Origin of the sequence: uncultured Arcobacter sp. (genome assembly GCF_937982575.1) — a bacterium.
Lineage (GTDB): Bacteria > Campylobacterota > Campylobacteria > Campylobacterales > Arcobacteraceae > Arcobacter.
The window spans coordinates 69,851-93,921 of the sequence record NZ_CALJLR010000005.1 but is presented as its reverse complement, the minus strand read 5'-3'; the positions used below and the strand labels follow the sequence as shown (position 1 = coordinate 93,921).

Below are 24,071 nucleotides of genomic sequence, written 5' to 3'. Positions count from 1 at the left end.
AATGGTGCAGATTATATCTAAAAGAGGTAAATAATATGTTTAAAAGACTGAGAAGATTGAGAATTAATGAAAATTTAAGAGCCCTAGTGCAAGAAACAAACCTAAGCCCAAGTGATTTTATATATCCATTATTTGTAAAAGAAGGTGAAGGTATCAAAACAGAAGTTGCCTCTATGCCAGGTGTTTTTCAAATGAGTTTAGATGAGATATTAAAAGAGTGTGAATATATACAATCTATAGGGTTAAAATCTATTATTTTGTTTGCAGTTCCTGATGTAAAAGATTCTGTAGGAAGTGAATGTTTATGTGATGAAAGTATTATTTCTAGAACTATAAAAGCTATCAAAGAAAAATTTCCAACTATGTTTGTAGTTACTGATTTATGTTTTTGTGAATATACAGATCATGGTCATTGTGGAATACTTGATCCAAAAACTGAGACAGTTGATAATGATAAAACTTTAGAAATCTCTGCTTTACAAGCAATAGTTCATGCAAAAGCTGGAGCTGATATGATTGCTCCAAGTGGTATGATGGATGGAATTATTGAAACATTGAGAGAAACTCTTGACGAAAATGGATTTGAAAATCTTCCAATTATGGCATATTCAACTAAATTTGCTAGTGCTTATTATGGACCTTTTAGAGATGTTGCTGAATCAACTCCTTCTTTTGGAGATAGAAGATCTTATCAAATGAACCCAGCAAATAGAAGAGAAGCTATTGAAGAGTCACTTGAAGATGAAAGACAAGGTGCAGATATACTTATGGTAAAACCAGCCCTTGCTTATTTAGATGTAGTTAGAGAGATAAGAAATGCTTCAAACTTGCCATTGGCTGTTTATAATGTAAGTGGAGAGTATGCAATGCTTAAACATGCTGGAAGTGCTGGCCTGATTGATTATGAAAGAATAATGATTGAGACTTTAATTTCATTTAAAAGAGCTGGTGCTGATATTATTATTACATACCATGCAAAAGAGGCTTGTGAACTTCTAAATAGTAAATAATATGAGTCAAACTTATCAAGAGGCAATTGAAAATTCAAATATAGTATCAAAAACTGATATTAATGGAATAATAACTTTTGTAAATGATGAGTTTTGTAAAATTTCAGGCTATACTCATAATGAATTAATTGGTGAAAATCACAATATTGTAAGACACCCTGATATCCCAAAGAGTAACTTCACCCTACTTTGGGATACTATTTTAAATAAAAAACCCTACAAAGCAACAGTTAAAAATCTTACAAAAGATGGGAAAACTGTATATTTAAATACTACAATTACTCCTATTTTAGATGAAAATGATGAGATAAAAGAGTTTATTGCTATTAGATATGATGTAACAGAAGAAGTTGAGTTAAAAAAAAGACTAGAAAAAAAAGAGATAGAGTTAGAAGAGTTAAATAAGGATTTAGAAAATAGAGTATCCTTACAAACTAAAAAGCTACAAGAATTAAATAAAACTTTAGAACAAAGGGTTAATGAAGAGATTGAAAAAAATGAAGAGAAACAAAAACTTCTATTTTGGCAATCAAGAATGGCTAGTTTAGGTCAAATGCTAGCAAATATTGCACACCAATGGAGACAGCCCTTAACAGAGCTTAACCTCACACTATTTAATATGAATAAATCTTTTAAAAATAATAACAAAGAAAAAACAGATGAACTCTATCTTGAAAGTAAAATCCTAATAAAAACAATGTCATCTACTATAGAAGATTTTACAAACTTTTTTAATCCACAAAAAGATAAAAAAAGCTTTGAGATAAAAGAAGCTGTTCAAGAGGCTTTAATAATCTTAAAAAAAGTACTAAATGATATAGAAGTAGAAGTTAATGTAGCAAATAACTTTAAAGTAGTAGGAGTATTAAACGAGTTATCTCAAGTAATAATAAATCTAATACAAAACTCTAAAGATGCTTATCTTTTTAATAATATTGAAAAGAAAATAATTACAATAAATCTTAGTGAAGAAAAAATCTCAAATAAATTATACGCAAAACTGCAGATAAAAGATAACGCAGGAGGCATCAATAAAGAAAACTTAGATAAAATATTTGATCCCTATTTCACAACAAAATATAAAAGTCAAGGTACTGGATTGGGATTATTTATGTCAAAAATGATTATTGAAAAGAGTTTAGAAGGTGAACTTAGCCACAAAAATTTTGAAGATGGTTCACTATTTATTATATTAATTCCTTTGAATAATTTAGGATAAAGATGCAAAATAACTTATTAACACAGTTAAAAATACTTATAGTTGAAGATGAGAAGAGATTATCTCAATTGCTAAAAGATGCTATATCTGAGTATTTTTTCTCTGTAATTATTGCAAAAGATGGAAAAGAAGGTTTAAAAAAGTTTAAATCATTTAAACCAGATATTGTAATAACTGATATTATGATGCCTTTTTGTGATGGGCTAGAGATGACTCAAAAGATCAAAGAGCTAGATGAGTCTGTTCCTATTATTGTATTAAGTGCCCACTCAGATAAAGAAAAACTATTAAAAGCTATCGATTTAGGTATCAATAAATATTTTATAAAACCCTTCGACCCAGATGAATTAATAGAGCATATAAGAAAAATAGCTCCAAAATTAAATAAACAAAAAAAAGTATTTCTAAAAGAAAACTTCGTTTTTGATAACAATACAATGAGTTTATATAAAGACGGAAAGATTATCAATATTACAAAAAGAGAAAAAGAGTTTTTATTTTTATTAATTAAATATCAAAATACCATTGTAAGTACTGAAGATATAAAAGCAAAACTTTGGACTGAAGAAGTAAGTGATGAGCGTTTGAGAACTTTTATAAAAAGATTGAGAATTAAAACGTCAAAGGATATTATAGAAAATATACTGGGACAAGGATATTTAATTTCTCCATTGGATACTTAGTTTTTTATTATTTATTTTTTCTTTATTTATATCTCTATGTTTAGAAATATTTCCTATATTTGTTTCTGTCTGTATAAAGTTTTGTAAATAATAAGTATTTTTATAGTCTAAATTGCTAATCGTATTTATCATCGAATTTATGTCATCTTCATCTAAAAGTGATGAATTAATAGTACTTCTTAATTCAAAATCAAAGTCTGTATTTATTAGATATTTTATTGTTTTTATAAAATCATCATACTTATTTACACCTGCAATATTTTTATATTTATATTTTGGTGATTTGAAATCTATTGCCATATAATCAATTAGTTTATTTGTTATTAGTTTTTTTATTAGTTTAAGATTTGTTCCATTAGTATCTAGTTTTATTTTAAATCCAAACTCTTTTATTTTTTTACATATAGCAGTTAAATCATAAAGAGTAGCCTCCCCACCTGATAAAACAACAGCATCAAGCATTCCTATTCTAGATTCTAAAAAGACTAAAATCTCATTTATTGAATAATTGCCCTCTTTACAAAATACAATATCATCATTATAACAGTATTGACATCTAAAATTACAACCTTTAAACCAAATTACACAAGAGAGATGTCTTATGTAATCTGTTGTTGTAAACTTTGTAAAATCATAAACAATTTTTTGATTCAATAAATTTAATTCGCTGTTTATGCTCACCTTTTTTCCCTATGTTAAAACTTTCTACTGGTCTATGATAACCCATAACTCTCGTATATACGATACACTTTGTTCTTTTGTCTATATTTTTTTCAAGCAATTCTTGATTGTTCATTTGTTAACTCCTTTTTTAAAATTTCTTCATCACATTTTGGACAAAACTCATGTTCTCCATTTAAATATCCATGCTTTTCACAAATTGAAAAGAGTGGTGTTACTGTTATATATGGCAATCTAAAATTTGTAATTACATTTTTTACAAATTTTCTACAAGACTCAACAGATGAGATTTTTTCATTCATATATAAATGAAGTACAGTTCCACCTGTGTATTTGCACTGTAATTCATCTTGTAAATCTAATGCTTCAAATGGATCATCTGTATAGTCAACAGGAAGTTGTGAAGAGTTTGTATAATAGATATTTTTATCAAATCCTGCTTGAATTATATCTTTAAACCTTTTTTTATCTTCTTTTGCAAATCTATATGTTGTTCCTTCTGCTGGAGTTGCTTCAAGATTGTATAAGTTGCCCGTTTCTTCTTGATATTGAATCATTTTTTCTCTCATAAAATCCAATATTTCAATACAAAAATCATTTCCTATAGAAGATGAAAGATCAGTTTTTTCAGAAAAATAGTTTTTTAACATCTCATTCATTCCATTAACACCAATTGTTGAAAAGTGATTATTAAAACCTTTTAGATACCTTTTTGTATATGGGAAAAGACCTCTTTCATACATATCTTGGATAAATACTCTTTTTTTCTCTAAGGTTGACTTTGCTGTGTCCATTAGTTCTTCAAGTTTTGCAAGTAAACTATTGATATCACCTTTATATAAATATCCAAGTCTTGCCATATTTATAGTAACTACACCAATACTTCCAGTCATCTCTGCACTTCCAAAAAGGCCTCCACCTCTTTTTAGTAATTCTCTTAAATCAAGCTGTAAACGGCAGCACATACTTCGAACATGTCCTGGTTTATAGGCTTTATCGTTTGCGATAAGATTACCATCATCATCACTGACATATTGACTACCAATAAAATTTTGGAAATATGAACTTCCTATTTTTGCTGTATTTTCAAATAACAGATCTGTATTTTCTCCATACCAATCGAAATCTTCTGTAATATTAACTGTAGGTATGGGAAAAGTAAATGGCTGACCTGTTTTATCCCCTTCTGTCATAATCTCATAATAAGCTCTATTTATAAGGTTCATCTCTTTTTGAAAATCTTTATAGGTCAAATCTTCAAAAGAGCTATAACCTTTTTCTTTAATTTTCTTAAGAAGTTTTGCATTTTTAAAATCTTTAAAAAGATGTTTTTGATTTCTTGTAGGAATTTGATCTTTTAAATCACTTGGAACAGTCCAATCAATAGTTACATTGGTAAAAGGACTTTGTCCCCAACGAGCAGGTACATTTAAATTATAGATAAAACTTCTAATAGCTTTTTTTATCTCTTTGTATGATAGATTATCTTTAAATACATATGGTGCTAAATAAGTATCAAAACTACTAAAAGCTTGTGCTCCTGCCCACTCACTTTGAAGTATCCCTAGAAAGTTTGCCATTTGTCCTAATGCTTCTCTAAAATGGTTGGGAGCACTACTTTCAACTCTACCTCGAACTTGATTGAATCCTTCATCAAGTAAAATTCTTAAACTCCAGCCCGCACAATAACCACTCAAGCAATCCAAATCATGAATATGATAATCAGCATTTCTATGGGCATATCCTTCTTTACTAGAGTATATTTTATCCAGCCAATAATTTGCAATAATTTTTCCTGCACTATTATTTATGAGTCCTGCATGGGAATAGCCTGTGTTAGAGTTTGCATTAACTCTCCAGTCACTTTTTAGTATGTACTCCTCAACAGTTTGTGTTGAGTTTATAAATGTTGTATCATCATTTAAACCTAATACGTGCTCCCTTTGTAGTTTATGAGTATGTCTATATATCATAAATGATTTCATTACTTCAAAATATTTAAAATTGTATAACTCTTTTTCAATAATATCTTGTATATCTTCAACAAATAATTCATCAATTAGTTCTATTTTATTTGTTACATTAAAAAATATTCTACTATCATAATTTTCTTGGACACTTTTAAAAGCTTTTTTTATTGCATCTTCTATTTTATAAGATAGATATTCCTCTTTTTTATCATCCCGTTTAAATATATATTTTTTCATTTTTTTCCTTTTAATGAATAACAGAAGTTTAAGTGAAATTATCTTAATTTATAATTACTCAAAATGTCACAGAAGTGTCATTTTATGGCCTATTTTGAAGAAAAAATATTTTTATTTTTTTGAATAATCTATTAGTATTAAGTTAAAAATAAAGCCAATTCTAATATAATATTTGCTTTTATAAATACAAGGAATTAGTATGAGACATTTCTTAACAATTGCAGACTTTAGTAAAGAAGAATTATTAGAGATTTTAGAATTAGCAAAACAAATTAAAGCAGAAACAAAACAAAGAAATTTTAAAGAATATTTACCTAAGCAAGTATTAGGAATGATTTTTGAGAAGAGTTCAACTAGAACAAGAGTTTCCTTTGAAACAGGTATCTATCAACTAGGTGGCGTAGGACTTTTTTTATCATCAAATGATATACAACTAGGACGAGGTGAGCCTATGAGTGACACTTCAAGAGTTATTTCTAGAATGGTTGATATGGTTATGATAAGAACTTTCGAACACTCTAAACTTGAAGAGTTCGCCCAATATTCAAAAGTACCTGTAATCAATGGATTAACTGATGATTTTCATCCAGTACAACTTTTGGCTGATTATTTAACAGTTATTGAAGAGGGAAAAGATAAAAACTTAGTTGCAGCATATGTTGGAGATGGGAATAATTTAGCACATTCGTGGCTTATGTTAGCTTCAAAACTTGGGTTTGAACTTAGAATCGCAACTCCAAAAGGTTATGAAGTAAATCAAGAAATATTAAATAGAGCATTAGAGTTTGCAAAGACATCAGGTGCAAAAATAGTAATTGGAAACGACCCAATCGAAGCTATAAAAGGTGCAACAGTAGTTACAACTGATACATGGGTTTCAATGGGACAAGAAGATGAAAAAGAGAAAAGAGTAAAAGACTTTGCAGGATATATAGTAGACACAAAACTTATGTCTTATGCAACAGCTGATGCAATTTTCTTGCACTGTTTACCTGCATATAGAGAGTATGAAGTTTCTGAAGAGGTATTTGAAGGACCTCAAAGCAGAGTTTTTGAAGAAGCGGAAAATAGACTACATGCACAAAAAGGTATTATGGTTTGGTTAGATGGAAAAAGAAATGATTGATTTTAAAAAATTTGAAAAATATTCAAAACCAGGGCCTAGATATACTTCATATCCAACAGCTCCAGAGTTCACAGAAGAGTTTTCACAAGATGATTTAATAGAGATTTTTTCAAAACAAGACTCTTCAAGAAATCTATCACTATATCTTCATCTTCCATTTTGTAGAAGTGCCTGTTATTTCTGTGGATGTAATGTGATTTTTACATCTAAAGAGGATAAAAAAGTAAGATACTTAGAGTACTTGCAAAAAGAGCTAAAACTACTTGAAAAGAATTTAGATACTTCAAGACTAGTAACTCAAATGCATTTTGGTGGAGGAACACCAACCTACTTCTCTCCAGAGCAATTAGATGAAGTTTTTACTATGATAAAAAGAAGTTTTCCAAACTTTAGTAGTGATGCTGAAATCTCATGTGAAGTTGACCCTAGATATTTTACAAAAGAGCATATGGATGTTCTTAAAAAAGGTGGCTGTAACAGGTTAAGTTTTGGGGTTCAAGATTTAGATGAAGAGGTTCAAAAGACAATTCATAGAATCCAACCATACGAAACAACTCAAAATGTTATGAATATAGCTAGAGAAGCTGGAATCAAATCAATTAACATTGATCTAATTTATGGACTTCCACATCAAAATAGAGAGACCTTTAACCAAACGCTTTATAAAATACTAAAGCTTGATGCGGATAGATTTGCAGTATTTAATTATGCTCATGTTCCATGGCTTATGAAGACCATGAGAAAGTTTGATGAAACAACATTTGCACCTCCAAGTGAAAAACTACTTATTTTAAAAGATACTATTGACTTTTTTACTAACAATGGATATAAAATGGTAGGTATGGATCACTTTGCAAAAGAGAATGATGAACTTTTTAAAGCAATTGAAAAAGGTGAACTACATAGAAACTTCCAAGGCTACACAACTAAAGGTGGAGCTGATTTAATAGGTATTGGTGTTACATCAATAGGTGATGGTGTTAATTATTATGCACAAAACTATAAAGATTTAAAACAGTATGAAAGTGCTTTAGATGAGGGTAAACTACCTACATTTAAAGGATATAAGTTAAGTGCAGATGATCAATTAAGACAATTTGTTATAATGGAACTTATGAGTAACTTCTCTTTAAATATAAAAAGAGTAGAAAATAAGTTTAATATTGATTTCTTTGAATACTTTAAAGAAGATGTAGAGGCTTTAAATGAGTTTATTGAAGCAGAATTAATGACATTAGATAAAGAATTTATAAAAGTAAATCAAACAGGTGCAATGCTAATACGTAATATTTGCATGCCTTTTGATGCTTATTTGAAAAAAGTTCCTGAAAATAAAAGAAGGTTTAGTAAAACTATATAATGAATACAATTAATAAATTTGACTATACAAGCATTAGCGATGATTGCGTTAAATGTGGTAAATGTAAACCCGTATGTACAATATTTAATATAAATCAAGATGAAGCGACTTCTCCAAGAGGTTTTATTGATTTATTAGGTGCATACGAGAGAGGTGAATTAGAATTAGATAAAAATGCAAAAGATATATTTGAAAGCTGTTTTTTATGTACAAATTGTGTTGAAGTCTGTCCAAATGATTTACCAACAGATATGATTATTGAACAAGTTCGTTCTGATATTGCAAAAAAGTTTGGAATAGCTTGGTATAAAAGACTATTTTTCTTTCTACTGCGACATAGAAAAATCATGGACTTAATGTCTAAACTTGGATGGATGTTCCAAACCTGTGCATTAAAAATAGAAGAGAAAAATAGCTCAGCAGTTCCTAGATTTTCTTTGCCAATAGTAAAAAAAGATAGAGCCCTACCCTTTGCAGATAAACGAAGTTTTTTAAATAAATATCCAGAAAATATACCCGCAAAGGTAGAAAATAAAGATAGTAATAAGAAAAATAAAGTTGCTATTTTTATTGGATGTATGAGTAATTATACCTATACAAATACAGGTGATAGTTTAGTAAAAATATTAAAAAAGCTAGACCTTGATATAATGATTCCTAAAAAACAATTATGCTGTGGGGCACCTGCTTATTTTACAGGTGATTTTGATACTGTAGATTATTTAGTTAAGAAGAACATAGAGTATTTTGAAACATGGATTGATGATGTTGATGCAATAATTATCCCTGAAGCAACCTGTAGTGCGATGATAAATCAAGATTGGGAACACTATTTACATGACCAACCAGAGTGGAAACAAAGAGCTATAAAAATATCTAAAAAAGTATTTATGGCTACTAAATGGCTTGAAAATAGTACTAAGTTAAAAGAGTTACTAGCAAATTCAGGTAAACAAATAGATGATTTAGTAACATATCATGATCCTTGTCATGCTAAAAAGATGCAAAATGTATGGCAAGAGCCAAGAAATCTATTAAAACAAAACTATGTCTTAACAGAAATGAGTGATTCAAATAGATGCTGTGGTTTTGGTGGAGTTACTATGCAAACAGAAAAGTATGATTTTGCAAAAGCAGCAGGTGCTCCAAAAGCTGCAATGATAAGAGATACAAAAGCAAAAATAGTAAGTGCAGAGTGTAGTGCATGTAGAATGCAAATAACAAACTCTTTATATCAAGCTGATGTTGATGTTGTATTTAAAAATCCAATTGAACTTATTGCTGAAGCGCTAAATTAATGGATTTTTGGCAAAATATTTATTCTCAATTTGATCCAATAGCTTTTAGTATAGGTTCAGTTTCTGTTCATTGGTATGGGATTATGTATGCCTTTGCACTATTGAGTGCAATTTATGTTGCTAAATGGTTTATAAACTATGATAATATAGATATTAAACAAGAGATTTTTGACTCATATGTTTGGTGGGCAGAGATTGGCGTAATTTTAGGTGCAAGAATAGGATACATATTATTTTATGATCCCCACACAATGTACTATTTAACTCATCCTTGGCAAATATTTAACCCTTTTATTGATGGTACTTATGTTGGGATTTCAGGAATGAGTTATCATGGGGCATTTATAGGTTTTTTAATTGCCTCACTTCTTTTTTGTAAGAAAAACAAAGTCTCTTTTTGGTTTATAACAGATATCGCAGTACTTGGAATAAGTTTTGGTTATATATTTGGTAGATTTGGAAACTTCTTTAATCAAGAGCTTATAGGAAGAGTTACTGATGTACCTTGGGCAATATATGTAGATGGAGTTTTAAGACACCCCTCTCAGCTTTATGAAGCAATCCTTGAAGGATTAGTTATATTCTTAATATTAATATATTTTAGAAATAGAAAAAAATTTGATGGACAACTAGCAATAATATATGCATTGGCATATTCTATTGCTAGAATAGTAGCAGAGCTATTTAGACAGCCTGATAGTCAACTTGGATTTTTATATGGTGGATGGCTTACAATGGGGATGTTAATATCATTTTGCGTTATGCTAGTAACAATTATTATTTTAATAGTTATGAAAAAAAGAATTTCTTAGTACTTATACGACTTAGACTGACTCAACTCTTTTTCATAGCTTGTAATTACATCTTCTAGGTCAGCTATTTTTTTTCTATAATCATCAATATAACCTTGTAAGATAGTTATTGATGTTTGTGATTTTTCTAATTTTTCAGATGTTGATTTACTTTTTTTAAGTAAATCTTCAAATCTTTTAGCCAAAGTTTGAATTGTGCTATTCATACCTGTAATTTTACCTTGATAGGCTATTTGCATATTATCAAATCTAGTCATTGTTTCTTGGAGCTTTTTTTCAGAAGTTACAACTCTAGAGTTATTATCTATATTTTTATTTCTTAACCTTTTAATTTCTCCATCTAAATCATTTACTAGTTGGATAAGCTTTTTATTTTGAGCCTCTTTCTCTCCTGAACTAGATGCCATCATTTTTTTTACTTCATCTTCAACTCTTTTTTGAATAGAATTTTCAACTTTTAGTTTTTCACCTTTTTGTTGAAGAATTAGCCTTTTTAGATTTTGTTTTTCCTCTTCTTCTGCTGTAATTAACATACCAGTTGATAGAAATTTAATGATTTCTTCATCTTCATTAAAAATAGGAATTATTGTTGTTTTAGTATAAAAGGTACTACCATCTTTTGCTAGGTTTCTAACCTTACCTTGCCATTTATTACCATTATTAATTGTAGTCCATAAATTCTCTATAAAATCTTTTGATGTATCTGGATGTTTTAATATGTTGTTGTGTTGTCCTAATAATTCACTCTCTTCATATCCTGAAGCTTTACAAATTAAAGAGTTAACATGAATAATATTACCATCCAAATTGGTTTCTATTATAAAGTTTTCATCTTCTAAAACAGATTTTAAATCTTCTAATTCTTTTAGATTTTTTTTAATTAATAGTTCATTATTACAGTTAGTTAGTATCTTATTACAAACTTTAAGTGTTGTAATCATTTGAATAGGTTTGATTATATAATCATTTACACCTAATCTTATAGCTTTTATTATAATCTCTGCATCGTTAAATGCAGTACATACTAAAACTGGAATAGTTGAATTGATTTCTCTAATTTTAGAAATCAATTCTATACCATTCATTTTTGGCATATTTATGTCAGTTATTACAATATCTATTTCATCAATATTTTTTTTATAAATTTCAAATGCCTCTTCGCCATTTGAAGCAATAAAAACTTTTTGAAAAAAGCCATCAAGTAAACTTGAAATTTCTTCTCTTAAAATCTCTTCATCTTCGACATATAAAATAGTTGATTTATTGATGATAGAATTTTTAAGGTCTACTTGGCTAGCTTGTAAATCCATGCTCGACTGCTAGTTCATCAATTTTATTCTTGAGTAAATCTAATCGCCAGCCATGCCTATCAGCAAAGTTTTCAATTTCGGCTTCTCTTTGTTCAAAGTCACAAAACACAAAAATTCTTTTAAGAAATGGTTTTGGAACTTGTATTGCTATAAGTTGAAAATAGTTTTCCTTACAACTTCTAGAGCAAAATGCTTTACTCATAGCAATCTTTTTTTTACAGAACGGACAGTGTGACATTAGTAACCTTTCGGGATTATTTTATAATACTTTGCATTTGTAATATCTTGTAGATATTTTGGATCAACTTCATGTAAAGCAATAATCTCCACAACTTTACCTTCCATCATCCATCCTTTATTGGTATCCTCAAGCTTATGATTTTCAAACATCTCAACCAACTCATCTTTGGTCAAAATTAATTCTTCCATTTAGACACCTTTATTTAGAATCTCTTCATACCTGTTTCATCAATAACATAACCTTTGTTTGAGTGGTTTTTTATTATCTCATAATAAGTTTTTTGCCTGATTTTATTTACAATATTTCTCATTGTATAAATAGACATGTTCTTACCTTTCCAAACTACTTCTTTAATTGTATCATAATCAGTAATTTCACCTCTTCTTGCAATTAGAAGTTTTAAGAAGCCTTTTTCAAGTCTTGTAAAATCAATTGCAGCACCACCTGGTTTAAAGAATTGGTCTCTATATTCATCAAAATATATCCCACCTTGGAACTCTACTTTGTCCCCTCTTTTTGTCTGATTTAAGCACATTATAATTGCTAATTTTAAATCTTGTAATCTTAAAGGTTTAGAAATAAAAGTATATGCATTACAGTTAACAGCAGTAACAATATCATCACTATCATCTTCTGCTGAAATAATGATCTTAGGCAGGGTTTGTGCCACTTCTACTAACTCAAAACAAAAATCTTTAAATGACAAACCTTCACACAAAGTGTCAATAATTACTAGGTCATAATTGTTTTGATTAGCTAGGATTAATGCATCTTTATTGTTAGATACAAAACTAACTTCCCTAAAATAATTATCTAAATCTTCTTCTAAAGATTTTTTAACCTCTAAATCACTACTTACTACTAGTAATTTGGCATTATCCAATTTTCTGATATTTTTCAATGTCTTAATCATCAGCTACTCTTTATTTATTTTCTACGATTATACCTAAAATTATAACTCTTGTCAAAAAAAATTATTTTTAAATAAAATTAATCTTTATTTTACTTCAAATCACCCCAGCTATTACCTATGGCAAGTGAAACTTTTAGGGGTATATCTAAGGTAAAAATATTTTCCATTATTTTTTTCAAATCATTCGTTATTTCATCTAGCTTTTCTTCTTTTACTTCAAAAATAAGTTCATCATGTATTTGCAAAATCATTTTTAAATCATCATTGTTTTTATATTTATTGAAGATTTTTATCATAGAGAGTTTTATCAAATCAGCGGCACTTCCCTGAAACTTTGTATTTACGGCTTCTCTTAGGTAAGCAATTCTTTGCATTGTATTAGCAGCATTAAAATCAAATACTCTTCTTCTTTTAATCAACGTTTCTACATATCCATTTTCCAAAGCATAATCTTCAATAGACTTCATATACTCTTTTACATTTGTAAAGGCCTCAAAGTATGATTCTATATAAACCTTTGCCTCTTTTGGAGTTATTTTAAGTGTATCTGCAAGTTTTTTACTACCCATTCCATAAAGTAATCCAAAATTTATTGTTTTAGCAATATTTCTTTTTTCACTTGCTTTTTCTTCACCAAATATTTTTATTGCTGTTTGGCTATGAATATCCAAATCATTATTAAAGGCATCCACTAGAGCTTTATCTTTACTAAAATGAGCCAATAGTCTTAATTCTATTTGTGAGTAATCAATACCAACTAACTTATATCCATCTCTTGCAATAAATGCTTTTCTTATCTCTCGCCCTGCACTACTTTTTACTGGGATATTTTGAAGGTTTGGATTTTTTGAACTAAGTCTTCCTGTTGCTGTTCCTGTTTGTAAAAATGATGTGTAAATTTTATTTTCATTATCATTTGAAGCTAACTCTAAAAGTGGCTCTATGTATGTTGATTGCAGTTTATAAGCTTCTCTATACTCTAAAAGTGCTGGAATAATTTCATGGGAATCTATTAGTTTATTTAACACAACTTCGTTTGTACTATAGCCAGTTTTACCCTTTTTTGAAGCTTGTAATCCTAATGTTTCAAAAAGTATTACTCCTAATTGTTTTGGAGAGTTTATATTAAATTTACTTCCTGCTAATTCATGAATTTTTTTAGTTAATTCTTGAATATGTTCTTGATTTTTAGTTTTAAGGTTTTCTAATATTTGAGTATCTATTTTTACTCCATTATTTTGCATATTAATTAAAACATCAATAAATTTAAACTCATATTCATCTGCTATTTCTAAAAGATGTTCACAGTTTTGTTTTTTAAACTCTTCTAGTAGTTTGAAATATATTTTGTAAGTCATTAAAGCATCTTCTGCTGCATAATTACAAGCATTAGCAATATCCACTGTAGAAAAATCATCACCTTTTTTAACTACATCTTTAAAAGCAATCATTGTATGGTCAAAATAGCTCTTTGATAAAGCATCAAGACCAACCCTTGAACTACTATCTAAAAGCCATGCTAAAATGATAGTGTCTGCGTATAGATTTAATTGGATATCAAAATTAAATTTTATAATGTCAAAGTCATACTTAAAATTTTGAACAATTAGTTTAAACTCATTTAGTCTTATTATTGCATCTTTTGCATCTTTCATTGAAACTTGGTCCGATACACCTAAATAAGAGTGTCCTATTGGAACATAGTAGGCACTATTTTCATCAAAAGAGAATGAAAAACCAACTATCTTTGCTATTTTTGTATCTAAACTTGTAGTTTCTGTGTCAAAGGCAACTATAGAGTCTTTAGAAATAGAGTTTATAACTTTTTCTAACTTCTCTTTGGTATCTAATAAGACAAAATCATAATTTACTTTCTCTTTTACTTTAGGAAGTTCAGTTTTATAATTAAGTCCATTTTGATGAACTCTTTCAACTATTTTATTTAAATCATATTTTAATAAAGTTTCTTGAATTTTTAATATTGGATTCTCTTTTGGCAATACAAACTCATCTAAAAAATCTATACAATGACAATCGGTTTTTAAAGTTACTAACTCTTTTGAGATAAAAGCCATCTCTTTATTCTCTAAAAGAAGTGTTTTCCATCTAGGTTTTGGTACATTTTCTATATTTTCATATATATTTTCTAAAGTTCCAAACTCTTTTATCAAGGCTTCTGCTGTTTTAGCCCCAACACCTTTTACTCCAGGTACATTATCAGCACTATCACCTAAAAGCGACTGATAATCTGTAAATTGTTTTGGATGAATTCCATATTTTTCATAACACTTTTCTTCATTAATTACTACTTTTTTAATTGGGTCAAATAAGTAAATAGTATCATCATCAATTAATTGATATAAATCTTTATCATGACTTACAATTCTAACTTCTAAGTTTTTTTGCCTTGCATCATGTGCAATTGAAGCAATAATATCATCAGCTTCAAAGCCACTTTTGATTGCTGTTTTAAAACCCATTTGTTCAATCCATGAAATTGCAACTGGAAGCTGTTTTAATAAATCCTCTGGAACATCTGGTCTATGAGATTTATATTCAGTGTAGATTTCATTTCTAAACGTATCACCCTTTGAATCAAGTGCAAATACTATATAGTCTGTTTGAAAATCTTTACCAACATTTGAAATAAAATTCATAAAGCCTGTAAGTAGTCCAGTAGGAAAACCCTCTTTTGATTTTAAAGGAGGAAGTGCGTAAAAACTTCTAAATAAAAATCCAAATGTATCTATTACAGTTATGGTTTTTTTAGCACTTAAATCATCATTATCCATAAAATATTCCCTAGTTTTAAAGTTTTTATATTATAATGAAAAGATATAAAAATAAGTTTATTTAGGTTTTTGATGGGTTCAGATTTAGAAAAATTAAAAAGTACAAACCATGAGTTGAAAGAGATTATAAATAACTCTTGGGATGGTATTGGGATAATAGACTTCAAAAGTAAATTTTTGTATGTCAATGATGCATTAAGTCCAATATTGGGTTATTCAAATATTGAACTTTTATCAAGAAATTTTGTAGACTTTGTTAATTATGAATACAAAATATCTTTTTTACAACTTCTACGCGACAATATGAGAAACTCATATGATACTGACATAAATGTTCTTTGTACAAGAAAAGATAAAAAACCAATTTATTTAAAAGTAACTATTTCTCTTATGCTAAATAAAAAATTCTTTGTTTTAAATGCAAAAGATATTACAAAACAAATTTCAGATGACCAAATACTAAATAATTATGTTATTTCAAGTCATACTGATAAATATGGATTTATTACAAAAGTTTCCGATGCCTTTTGTAAACTAACAGGTTATGCTAAGAGTGAACTACTAGGAAGATCCCATGCCGTAATTCAGCATGAAGATACCCCTTCTGAACTCTTCAAGGATATGTGGGATACAATTCTTAAAGGTAAAGACTGGACAGGAAAAATAAAAAATGTAAAGAAAAATAATGACATTTTTTGGGTAGATATAAAAATAAAACCTATGAACAACAAGTACGGAGATATTACTGGCTTTACAGCATTGATGTTTGATATAACTCATGAATTAGAACTTGATGAAAAGGTTATAGCACAAGACAATAAACTAAATATCATGAGTGAAACAATTAAAACAATTTCACATGAATGGCGACAACCCCTTAACACTATTTCAATTTTGGCACAAAAACTATCATTAGAAGTTGAAGAGAATGAAACCTTTACAGATGCTCTAAAGATAATAACTGAAAATGTAAGAAATCTTTCAAATACAATTGAGGAGTTTAAGTCACTTATTGAAGTTGAAGCACAAAAAGAAGTTGTAGAACTAAAGAAGTTAATTGAAACTTTAATAAAACCATATAAAAGAATTACTGAGTTTGAAATTGAGTGTGATAATAAAATAATCATTGAGACTTACGAAAGTGTACTAGTAAGTGTATTTAATAATATTGTTAAAAACTCTATTGAAGCAATGCAGAGAAATATGATAGTAGACAATAAAAAAATTATAGTTCAAGTTAAGAGGAAAAAAGATTTTATAGAGCTTTTTATAAAAGATAATGCAGGTGGAATTGAACCAGAACATTTAACAAAAATTTTTGAGCCATACTTCTCCACCAAACAAGAAAAACACGGTGTAGGTTTAGGTTTATACATAGCAAAAAATGTGATAGAATTACACTTAAAAGGTAGTATTTCAATTACAAGTAGTGCTAATGCTACAATTACAAAAATTACTTTACCAGTAATAAATTAAAGGAATTAATAAATGATAATTATACCTGCAAGATTAAACTCTAGTAGATTTCAAAATAAAATTTTAGCTGATATACTAGGACTTCCTATGGTTATAAGAACTGCAAAACAAGTAAGTAGTTTAGATGAAGTAACTATTGCTACTGATTCACAAGATGTAATAAGCTTAGCAAAAGAACATGGAATAAATGCTATTATGACTTCATCAGCTCATCAAAGTGGAACAGATAGGATAAATGAAGCAGCTAAGAAGTTAAATTTAAAAGATGATGATATTGTAATTAATGTTCAAGCTGATGAACCATTTATTGAAACAGAGGTAATAGAAGCTGTAATAAATAGAGTTAAAAAAGTAAAAGAATACAATGAAGATATTATGATTGTATCGTGTCATAAGAAAATATCTTCAGAATTAGCTGATGATCCAAATCATGTAAAAGTATTATTAAATGGTAAAGGAAATGCTACATACTTCTCAAGAAGTAAAATACCTTACCATAGAGACCATTACGAAGAGTCTACATATCATGGGCACCTAGGTATCTATGGGTTTACAGCAAAAAGCTTAGATGAATTTTGTAAACTACCTAGTGCTATGACTGAACATATAGAAAAATTGGAACAATTAAGAGCAATCTATCATGAAAAGAAGATTGCAATGGTAGAGGTAGAATCTAAATCTTTTGGAATTGATACAGAAGAAGATTTAAGAAATGCATTGAAAATATTTACTAAGTAGGTTACTTTAAAATTAGAGGTATTCATGAACAAAAATTTTTTAACTCAACTAACTATACTTTATGTTGAAGACCAAGATGAAATTAGAAATTTTACTTCTAATATTTTAAGTAGTTTTGTAAAAAAGCTAGTGATATGTAGTGATGGTCAAGAAGGACTTGATGCCTTTAAAAACAATCCTGAAATAGATTTAATAATCACTGATATTAATATGCCTAAAATGAATGGCTTAGAGATGGTTAAAAATATTAACCAAATCAATCCAAGTATTCCAACAATAACAACAACTGCCCATACTGATTCTAATTTTTACAAAAAGTCAATAGAACTAGGAATAACATCATATTGTTTAAAGCCTTTAGATTTATATGAATTGATGAAAAATATTACAAAGTCTTTGGAACATAAATTTTTAAATAAAGAGCTAAAAAAAGAGTCAACAGATTTAAGTAAGACTGATGAGATAGTTGAAGTTTTAAACAATCAAGATAGTTTTGTAGCAATTTTGCATGAAGGAAAAGAAGTTTTTGCAAATGAATCTTTTTTGAAAAGCTTTAAAGAGTTTACCATTAATCTTGAAGACTCAATGATTGATAAAGAGCAGTACTCTTTCAGCAATGATATACCTTGGTATGAATTTATTAGTAATTTAGACAAACAAAATGTATTAGTAAAATTAAAAATTGAAGATAGTGAAAAAATCTTTAAATTAAACGTATCAAAAATAGAAAAAGAGAAAAACTATTTTTTAGTATCTTTATATGATATTACAAACCTAAATGAAAAATCAAACCTATTTGAATACAAATATAACCATGATTTAATAACTGGTTTATATAATCTAAATAAATTTCATAAAATATTTTCACTTGAATCTAAAAGAGTTAGAAGATATAGAAAAAGTTTATCTCTAATAAAACTTGAGATTCAAAACATAGATGAAAATATTGTATCTTATGAAGATTTATTGATTAACATATCAGAACTAATTACTAAAAATGTTAGGGAACATGATATAAATTTTAAAGCTGAACAATCAGCATTTTTGATTCTACTACCTGAAACAGATTTAGATGGAGCATTAAATGTTGCTTATAAATTAGAAGAGTTGTTAAATATTATGCTTGAAGAGAAAAACTTTTCTAAAAAGTCTTGTTTTGGGATAGTTGAACTAAATAATGATGATAATGAAGAACTTATTATGAAAAGAGTATCTTTAGCATTAAATAAATCTTTAGACAATCAAGAAGAGAGAGTTTCTTACTTCTAAAAAGTAAAACTTTCTCCTAAATAGTGTTCTCTTACACTTCCATCATTTCTTATCTCATCACTATTTCCAGATGCTAATAATGCACCACTTTTCATAACATATGCTCTATCACAAATTTCAAGAGTCTCTCTTACATTATGGTCAGTAATTAGTACACCAATTCCTCTAATTGTTAGCTGATGAATAATCTCTTGAATATCTTTTACCGCTATGGGATCAACACCTGCAAATGGCTCATCAAGAAGTAAGAAGTCTGGTCTTGAAACAAGTGCTCTTGCTATTTCAGTTCTTCTTCTTTCACCCCCAGATAAAGATACACCTTTTCTTTGTCTAATTGGTTCAATATTAAAAACTTCAAGTAACTCTTCTACTCTTTTAAATTGTTCCTCTTTATCCTGTGTAACAATTTCAGCTGCAAGCATTAAATTATCTTCTACACTTAAATCTTTGAATATAGATGATTCTTGGGGTAAATACCCAATACCTTTCAGTGCTCTTTTATGTAAAGGCAATCCTGTAATATTTTCATCATCTAAGAATATTTCACCTGATGTTGGTTTTATTAATCCGCAAACAGTATAAAATGTAGTAGTTTTTCCTGCCCCATTTGGTCCTAATAAACCTACTATTTCACCAGATTTAACTTCCAGTGAGATTCCATGTAATATTTGAGTTTTTTTAATACTTTTAGTTATGTTTTCTATTCTTAATTTATGCATTAATTATATATCGCCTTTTATTCTCTAATTTCTCAATATCAACTTTAATTGTGTGAAATCCATATGAATTAAGTAATTCATCAAGTCTATCATCGCCCCACTCTACAAAATGAGTCCCCTCTTTTTCAAACTCTTCTAATAAACCCAAAGATATAAACTCTTCTAAACTTTTATTATAAACATCATAATGAAAAATATTCTCACCATAAATCGTTTGAATAGAGAATGTTGGAGATGTTACTAAATCATCTATTTTTAATGACTTAACATAATTCTTAACTAATGTGGTTTTACCACTTGCTAAATCACCACGTAACAATACAATAGATGTATCTTCATTAAGCAAATTCTCTAGTTTATCAATAATTTTTGATAATTGGTTCTCTTCTAAAATTAATTCTATCTTTTCCAAAATAATCCTATTATATACTTTTTGAAAAACTAATTATTTGTTCTAATTTTTCTTTAGCTTTTCCTGAAATAATAGCTTCTCTTGCTATTTCAATTCCCTCTTTTATATCTTTTGCTCTATTATCAACAAAAAGGGCTGCACCTGCATTTATAAGAACAATATCAAGCTTTGCACCTACTACTTTTCCCTCTAGGATATCTCTTGTGATTTGAGCATTTTCTTTTGCATTACCACCAATAATTTCATCTTTTGGATATAAACCTAAGCCATACTCTTTAGGATCTATTATAAAATCACTTGTTCTTTGGTCTATCAATGTAGTTGCATAAGTTACATCACTAATAGATATCTCATCCATACCATCTTTTGAACTAACAACCATAGCTCTTTTTGCATCTAAAAGACTTAGTGCGGTAATCATTCTATGAATATATTCATCACTAAATACCCCAATTAATTGCTTTGAAACAGTTGCTGGGTTACTTAGAGGTCCTAAAATATTAAAAATAGTTCTATGTGGAATTGATTTTCGAATAGGCATAATATTTTTCATTGAAGGATGATGATTTTGAGCAAACATAAAAGTAAAACCTGTCACTTCAAGCATCTTAACTTGGTCTTCAATACTTAGATTTAAATTTATTCCAAGCTCTTCCAGCATATCAGCACTTCCTGACTTACTTGTAATACTTCTATTTCCATGTTTAGCAACTTTACTTCCACAAGCAACTAAAAGCAATGAAACTGTTGTAGAGATATTAAAACTGTTTGATTTATCTCCACCTGTCCCACAATTATCTATTAATTCATCTTTTAATGAGTAATGAATAGGAAGTGGAATAAGATGGTCCCTCATGGCATCAGCAGCTGCTGCTATTTGTTCTGCAGTTTCTCCATCTTCGTATAATTTGATTAAAAAATCTCTAACTTCTTCTTGGGGAAGCCTGTTTTCAAAAATATCATCAAATTTTAGTTTATCCATACTAAACATCATCTTTTCCTTTTAGTTTTTCTATATATTCATCTTGTTTTGATTTTGGAGTTGATTTAGTTTGTGGGATTTGTAGTACTTTGTACTCTTCTGTGTACTCCAAATATCTTATTTGTATCATGTCCCCTACTTTAACTTCTTTTGCTTTTTTTACGGACATTCCATTTATATGTACAACTTTATGCTCAAGCATATCTTCAGCAACGGCTCTTCTTTTTGTAATATTAACTGCGTTTAAAAATTTATCTATTCTCATAAACAAGATTATAGCTAAGATTAGATAAAATAACTCCTTAAAATTACTATGATGTAGGATATAAAAATGAGTAAAAAAGAAGTAAAAAAAGTAGTATTAGCCTATAGTGGTGGACTTGATACATCTACAATATTAAAATGGCTTCAAGATGAATATAATGCAGAAGTTATAACATTTACAGCAGATTTAGGTCAAGGTGAAGAGGTTGAACCTGCAAGAACTAAAGCATTAGCTTGTGGAATTAAACCTGAAAATATTTTTATATTAGATATCAAAGAAGAGTTTGTAAAAGATTATGTTTTCCCTATGTTTAGAGCAAATGCAATTTATGAGGGAGAGTATTTATTAGGTACTTCTATTGCAAGACCTCTTATTGCTAAAAAGCAAATTGAGATTGCTCATAAAATGGGTGCAGATGCTGTATCTCATGGAGCAACAGGAAAAGGAAATGACCAAGTAAGATTTGAGTTAGGTTATTTAGGATTAGATTCTGAAATTACTGTTATTGCTCCTTGGAGAGAGTGGGATTTAAATTCTAGAGAAAAACTTCTTGCATATGCAAAAGAGAATGGGATAGAAATCGATAAAAAGCACATCGATGCAGATGGTAATCCATCTGTTAGTCCATACTCTATGGATGCAAACCTTTTACATATTTCATATGAAGGTTTACATTTAGAAAATCCAAATAATGAGCCTGAAGAGTCTATGTGGTTATGGTCAAACTCTCCTGAAAAAGCTCCTGATGTTGCAGAATATATCACAATTGGATATAAAAATGGTGACCCTATATCAATAAATGGTGAAGAGTTATCTCCTGCAACACTTCTTAAAAAACTAAATGATTATGGAAATAAACATGGTATTGGAAGAATTGATATAGTAGAAAATAGATATGTTGGGATGAAAGCTCGTGGATGTTATGAAACTCCAGGTGGAACTATTATGCTAAAAGCTCATAGAGCTATTGAATCTATTTGTTTAGATAGAGAAGCTACTCACTTAAAAGATGAACTTATGCCAAGATATGCAAAACTTATCTATCAAGGGTATTGGTTCTCACCTGAGCGAGAAATGCTTCAAGCATCAATCGATGCTACTCAAAAATATGTAGAAGGAACTGTTAAACTAAAACTTTACAAAGGTAATGTTATGGTTGTAGGAAGAGAATCTGTAAACTCTTTATACTCAGAGGCTCACTCAACTTTTGAAGAAGATGAAGTTTATAATCAAAAAGATGCAGAAGGATTTATTAGACTTAATGCATTGAGATTTATTATTGCTGGGCAAAAACGTAATAAATAAATATATTAAGGTTGGTTAGAAAATAACCACCTTAATTATTCTAAAATTGTTATTTTATGGTAATGTAGAGTAAGACAATTTACTATAATTAATTTTGTAACTTAAATGCTACTTTCTTATAGTAAACTATTCTACAAAATAAAAATGGAATAACATGAACTACCTAACTGACCTAATGGCCATTATGAGTATAAACTCATATACAAAAAATAAAATCGGCGTTGATAATGTTGGCAAATTTATGTCAACATGGCTGGAAGATTTAAACTTTCAAAAGAAAATATACACTCGTGAATTAATCGGTGATCATTTACTTTTTTCATCAAAGAAAAAAGATGGAACTAAAATTCTACTTTTAGGTCACAATGATACCGTATTTCCTGCAAATAGCTTTGAAGATGTAAGCGAAGATGAAGAGTGGATTTATGGTCCAGGTGCTTGTGATATGAAAGGTGGAAATATTGTTGCCTTACAAGCTCTTAGAAATATATATACTAGCAATAAAGAGATTTTTAATATAGATTTTTTACTCGTTTCGGATGAAGAATCAGGTAGTGATGACTCTAAATTAGTTACTTCTTCTATAGCAAAAAATTATGATTTATGTTTTGTATTTGAAGCTGCTGGAGAGAATATGGAAGTTGTTACTCAAAGAAAAGGAGTAGGAACTTTTACTATACATATTGAAGGAAAAGCTTCACATGCAGGAAATCATTATGATAAAGGAATTGATGCAAACTTAGAAGCTAGTTTTAAACTACAAGATTTAGTAAAACTAACAAATCTAGATTTGCAAACAACTGTAAATGTTGGTAAGATAAATGGAGGAATTGGTGCAAATACGATATCTCCAAAATGTGAATTAACCTTAGAGATTAGATACACGTCTAATGACGAGAAACAAAGAGTTCTTAATGCTATTGATACAATAGTCAATAAATCATATGTCAAAGGAACTCTCTCTACGCTTACTGGGTCAATTCAAAGAGATGTTATGCAAGAAAATTCTAAACAATTAGAATTAATCAGTCAAATAGAGATGATTACAAATAGTAAGCTATTAACTGAAAAAAGAGGTGGTGTAAGTGATGCTAATATAGTTGCATCTTGTGGTGTTACAACTTTAGATGGTTTTGGCCCTTATGGGGATGGAGATCATACCATAAAAGAAAGAGCATTAAAAGATAGTTTTCCAAAAAGAATTGATTTAATGACTAAAATTTTAGCTCATTTTCAAAATAACAACTAAGAAA

The 24,071-nt window shown here is 28.7% G+C and carries 24 protein-coding genes; 12 read left to right on the top strand and 12 right to left on the bottom strand.

The features are described from left to right. Positions 1-35 precede the first annotated feature (35 nt). The 3 genes from hemB to Q0617_RS03925 are packed head-to-tail and all read left to right on the top strand — an operon-like array spanning position 36 to position 2,912. Entirely contained in the window at positions 36-1,010 is a 975-nt protein-coding gene (gene hemB, locus Q0617_RS03935) for a porphobilinogen synthase (RefSeq protein WP_298750702.1), read from the top strand. 1 nt (position 1,011) lies between these two features. Continuing rightward, entirely contained in the window at positions 1,012-2,229 is a 1,218-nt protein-coding gene (locus Q0617_RS03930) for a PAS domain S-box protein (protein ID WP_298750701.1), read from the top strand. A 2-nt stretch (positions 2,230-2,231) separates the two neighbouring features. Further along, entirely contained in the window at positions 2,232-2,912 is a 681-nt protein-coding gene (locus Q0617_RS03925) for a response regulator transcription factor (protein WP_298750699.1), read from the top strand. Here Q0617_RS03925 and Q0617_RS03920 read toward each other — a convergent pair. The 3 genes from Q0617_RS03920 to Q0617_RS03910 are packed head-to-tail and all read right to left on the bottom strand — an operon-like array spanning position 2,889 to position 5,800. Next, a complete protein-coding gene (locus Q0617_RS03920) occupies positions 2,889-3,566 on the bottom strand; it encodes an anaerobic ribonucleoside-triphosphate reductase activating protein (RefSeq protein ID WP_298750698.1) in 678 nt (225 codons plus the stop codon). The two genes, Q0617_RS03925 and Q0617_RS03920, sit on opposite strands and share 24 nt — an antisense overlap. After that, positions 3,544-3,708 carry an anaerobic ribonucleoside-triphosphate reductase gene (nrdD, locus tag Q0617_RS03915; RefSeq protein ID WP_298750697.1) on the bottom strand — a complete coding sequence of 55 codons (165 nt, stop codon included), beginning with the start codon at positions 3,706-3,708 and terminating at the stop codon, positions 3,544-3,546. Before nrdD ends, Q0617_RS03920 begins: the two co-directional genes overlap by 23 nt. Further along, a complete protein-coding gene (locus Q0617_RS03910; protein ID WP_298750696.1) occupies positions 3,686-5,800 on the bottom strand; it encodes a ribonucleoside triphosphate reductase in 2,115 nt (704 codons plus the stop codon). Before Q0617_RS03910 ends, nrdD begins: the two co-directional genes overlap by 23 nt. Before the next feature lie 199 nt (positions 5,801-5,999). On the opposite strand from Q0617_RS03910, the gene argF reads away from it, so the two are divergent. From argF to lgt, 4 genes are read left to right on the top strand one after another with little or no spacing between them, the layout of a single operon-like run. After that, the gene (gene argF / locus Q0617_RS03905; protein ID WP_298750695.1) at positions 6,000-6,926 is read left to right on the top strand and encodes an ornithine carbamoyltransferase; all 927 of its coding nucleotides are present in this window, start codon (positions 6,000-6,002) and stop codon (positions 6,924-6,926) included. After that, on the top strand, positions 6,919-8,286 hold the full coding sequence (gene hemN / locus Q0617_RS03900; protein WP_298751180.1) for an oxygen-independent coproporphyrinogen III oxidase: 1,368 nt from the start codon (positions 6,919-6,921) through the stop codon (positions 8,284-8,286). Before argF ends, hemN begins: the two co-directional genes overlap by 8 nt. Beyond that, a complete protein-coding gene (locus Q0617_RS03895) occupies positions 8,286-9,584 on the top strand; it encodes a (Fe-S)-binding protein (protein ID WP_298750693.1) in 1,299 nt (432 codons plus the stop codon). The genes hemN and Q0617_RS03895 overlap by 1 nt, the downstream gene beginning before the upstream one ends. Next, positions 9,584-10,396, top strand: a complete 813-nt coding sequence (gene lgt / locus Q0617_RS03890; RefSeq protein WP_298750691.1) for a prolipoprotein diacylglyceryl transferase — start codon at positions 9,584-9,586, stop codon at positions 10,394-10,396. The genes Q0617_RS03895 and lgt overlap by 1 nt, the downstream gene beginning before the upstream one ends. Here lgt and Q0617_RS03885 read toward each other — a convergent pair. The 5 genes from Q0617_RS03885 to polA all read right to left on the bottom strand — a co-directional run bounded on the left by Q0617_RS03885 (position 10,393) and on the right by polA (position 15,652). After that, positions 10,393-11,706: a response regulator gene (locus Q0617_RS03885; protein WP_298750689.1), complete on the bottom strand. Its 1,314-nt coding sequence runs from the start codon at positions 11,704-11,706 to the stop codon at positions 10,393-10,395. The two genes, lgt and Q0617_RS03885, sit on opposite strands and share 4 nt — an antisense overlap. Beyond that, positions 11,690-11,944 carry a DUF2116 family Zn-ribbon domain-containing protein gene (locus Q0617_RS03880; RefSeq protein WP_298750686.1) on the bottom strand — a complete coding sequence of 85 codons (255 nt, stop codon included), beginning with the start codon at positions 11,942-11,944 and terminating at the stop codon, positions 11,690-11,692. The genes Q0617_RS03885 and Q0617_RS03880 overlap by 17 nt, the downstream gene beginning before the upstream one ends. Beyond that, positions 11,944-12,135, bottom strand: a complete 192-nt coding sequence (locus Q0617_RS03875; RefSeq protein WP_298750684.1) for a hypothetical protein — start codon at positions 12,133-12,135, stop codon at positions 11,944-11,946. The genes Q0617_RS03880 and Q0617_RS03875 overlap by 1 nt, the downstream gene beginning before the upstream one ends. Positions 12,136-12,149: 14 nt before the next feature. Further along, the gene (locus Q0617_RS03870; protein WP_298750682.1) at positions 12,150-12,860 is read right to left on the bottom strand and encodes a response regulator; all 711 of its coding nucleotides are present in this window, start codon (positions 12,858-12,860) and stop codon (positions 12,150-12,152) included. 89 nt (positions 12,861-12,949) lie between these two features. Further along, positions 12,950-15,652: a DNA polymerase I gene (gene polA / locus Q0617_RS03865; protein WP_298750680.1), complete on the bottom strand. Its 2,703-nt coding sequence runs from the start codon at positions 15,650-15,652 to the stop codon at positions 12,950-12,952. A 72-nt stretch (positions 15,653-15,724) separates the two neighbouring features. On the opposite strand from polA, the gene Q0617_RS03860 reads away from it, so the two are divergent. From Q0617_RS03860 to Q0617_RS03850, 3 genes are read left to right on the top strand one after another with little or no spacing between them, the layout of a single operon-like run. After that, positions 15,725-17,128, top strand: coding sequence for a PAS domain S-box protein (locus tag Q0617_RS03860; RefSeq protein WP_298750678.1), 1,404 nt, complete (start codon positions 15,725-15,727; stop codon positions 17,126-17,128). A gap of 12 nt (positions 17,129-17,140) precedes the next feature. Beyond that, positions 17,141-17,866, top strand: a complete 726-nt coding sequence (gene kdsB, locus Q0617_RS03855; RefSeq protein WP_298750676.1) for a 3-deoxy-manno-octulosonate cytidylyltransferase — start codon at positions 17,141-17,143, stop codon at positions 17,864-17,866. 24 nt (positions 17,867-17,890) lie between these two features. Then, the gene (locus Q0617_RS03850; protein WP_298750674.1) at positions 17,891-19,135 is read left to right on the top strand and encodes a response regulator; all 1,245 of its coding nucleotides are present in this window, start codon (positions 17,891-17,893) and stop codon (positions 19,133-19,135) included. On the opposite strand, the gene lptB is transcribed toward Q0617_RS03850, so the two are convergent. From lptB to Q0617_RS03830, 4 genes are read right to left on the bottom strand one after another with little or no spacing between them, the layout of a single operon-like run. Continuing rightward, positions 19,132-19,854, bottom strand: a complete 723-nt coding sequence (gene lptB, locus Q0617_RS03845) for an LPS export ABC transporter ATP-binding protein (protein WP_298750672.1) — start codon at positions 19,852-19,854, stop codon at positions 19,132-19,134. The genes Q0617_RS03850 and lptB overlap by 4 nt on opposite strands. Further along, a complete protein-coding gene (gene tsaE / locus Q0617_RS03840) occupies positions 19,847-20,266 on the bottom strand; it encodes a tRNA (adenosine(37)-N6)-threonylcarbamoyltransferase complex ATPase subunit type 1 TsaE (RefSeq protein ID WP_298750670.1) in 420 nt (139 codons plus the stop codon). The genes lptB and tsaE overlap by 8 nt, the downstream gene beginning before the upstream one ends. 10 nt (positions 20,267-20,276) lie before the next feature. Continuing rightward, positions 20,277-21,257, bottom strand: a complete 981-nt coding sequence (gene trpD, locus Q0617_RS03835) for an anthranilate phosphoribosyltransferase (protein WP_298750668.1) — start codon at positions 21,255-21,257, stop codon at positions 20,277-20,279. Next, on the bottom strand, positions 21,250-21,513 hold the full coding sequence (locus Q0617_RS03830) for an RNA-binding S4 domain-containing protein (protein ID WP_298750666.1): 264 nt from the start codon (positions 21,511-21,513) through the stop codon (positions 21,250-21,252). Before Q0617_RS03830 ends, trpD begins: the two co-directional genes overlap by 8 nt. Before the next feature lie 66 nt (positions 21,514-21,579). Between Q0617_RS03830 and Q0617_RS03825 the strand changes: the two genes are divergently transcribed. Then, positions 21,580-22,818: an argininosuccinate synthase gene (locus tag Q0617_RS03825; protein ID WP_298750664.1), complete on the top strand. Its 1,239-nt coding sequence runs from the start codon at positions 21,580-21,582 to the stop codon at positions 22,816-22,818. 154 nt (positions 22,819-22,972) lie between these two features. After that, positions 22,973-24,067: a M20 family metallopeptidase gene (locus Q0617_RS03820; RefSeq protein WP_298750662.1), complete on the top strand. Its 1,095-nt coding sequence runs from the start codon at positions 22,973-22,975 to the stop codon at positions 24,065-24,067. The last annotated feature ends 4 nt before the right edge of the window (positions 24,068-24,071 follow it).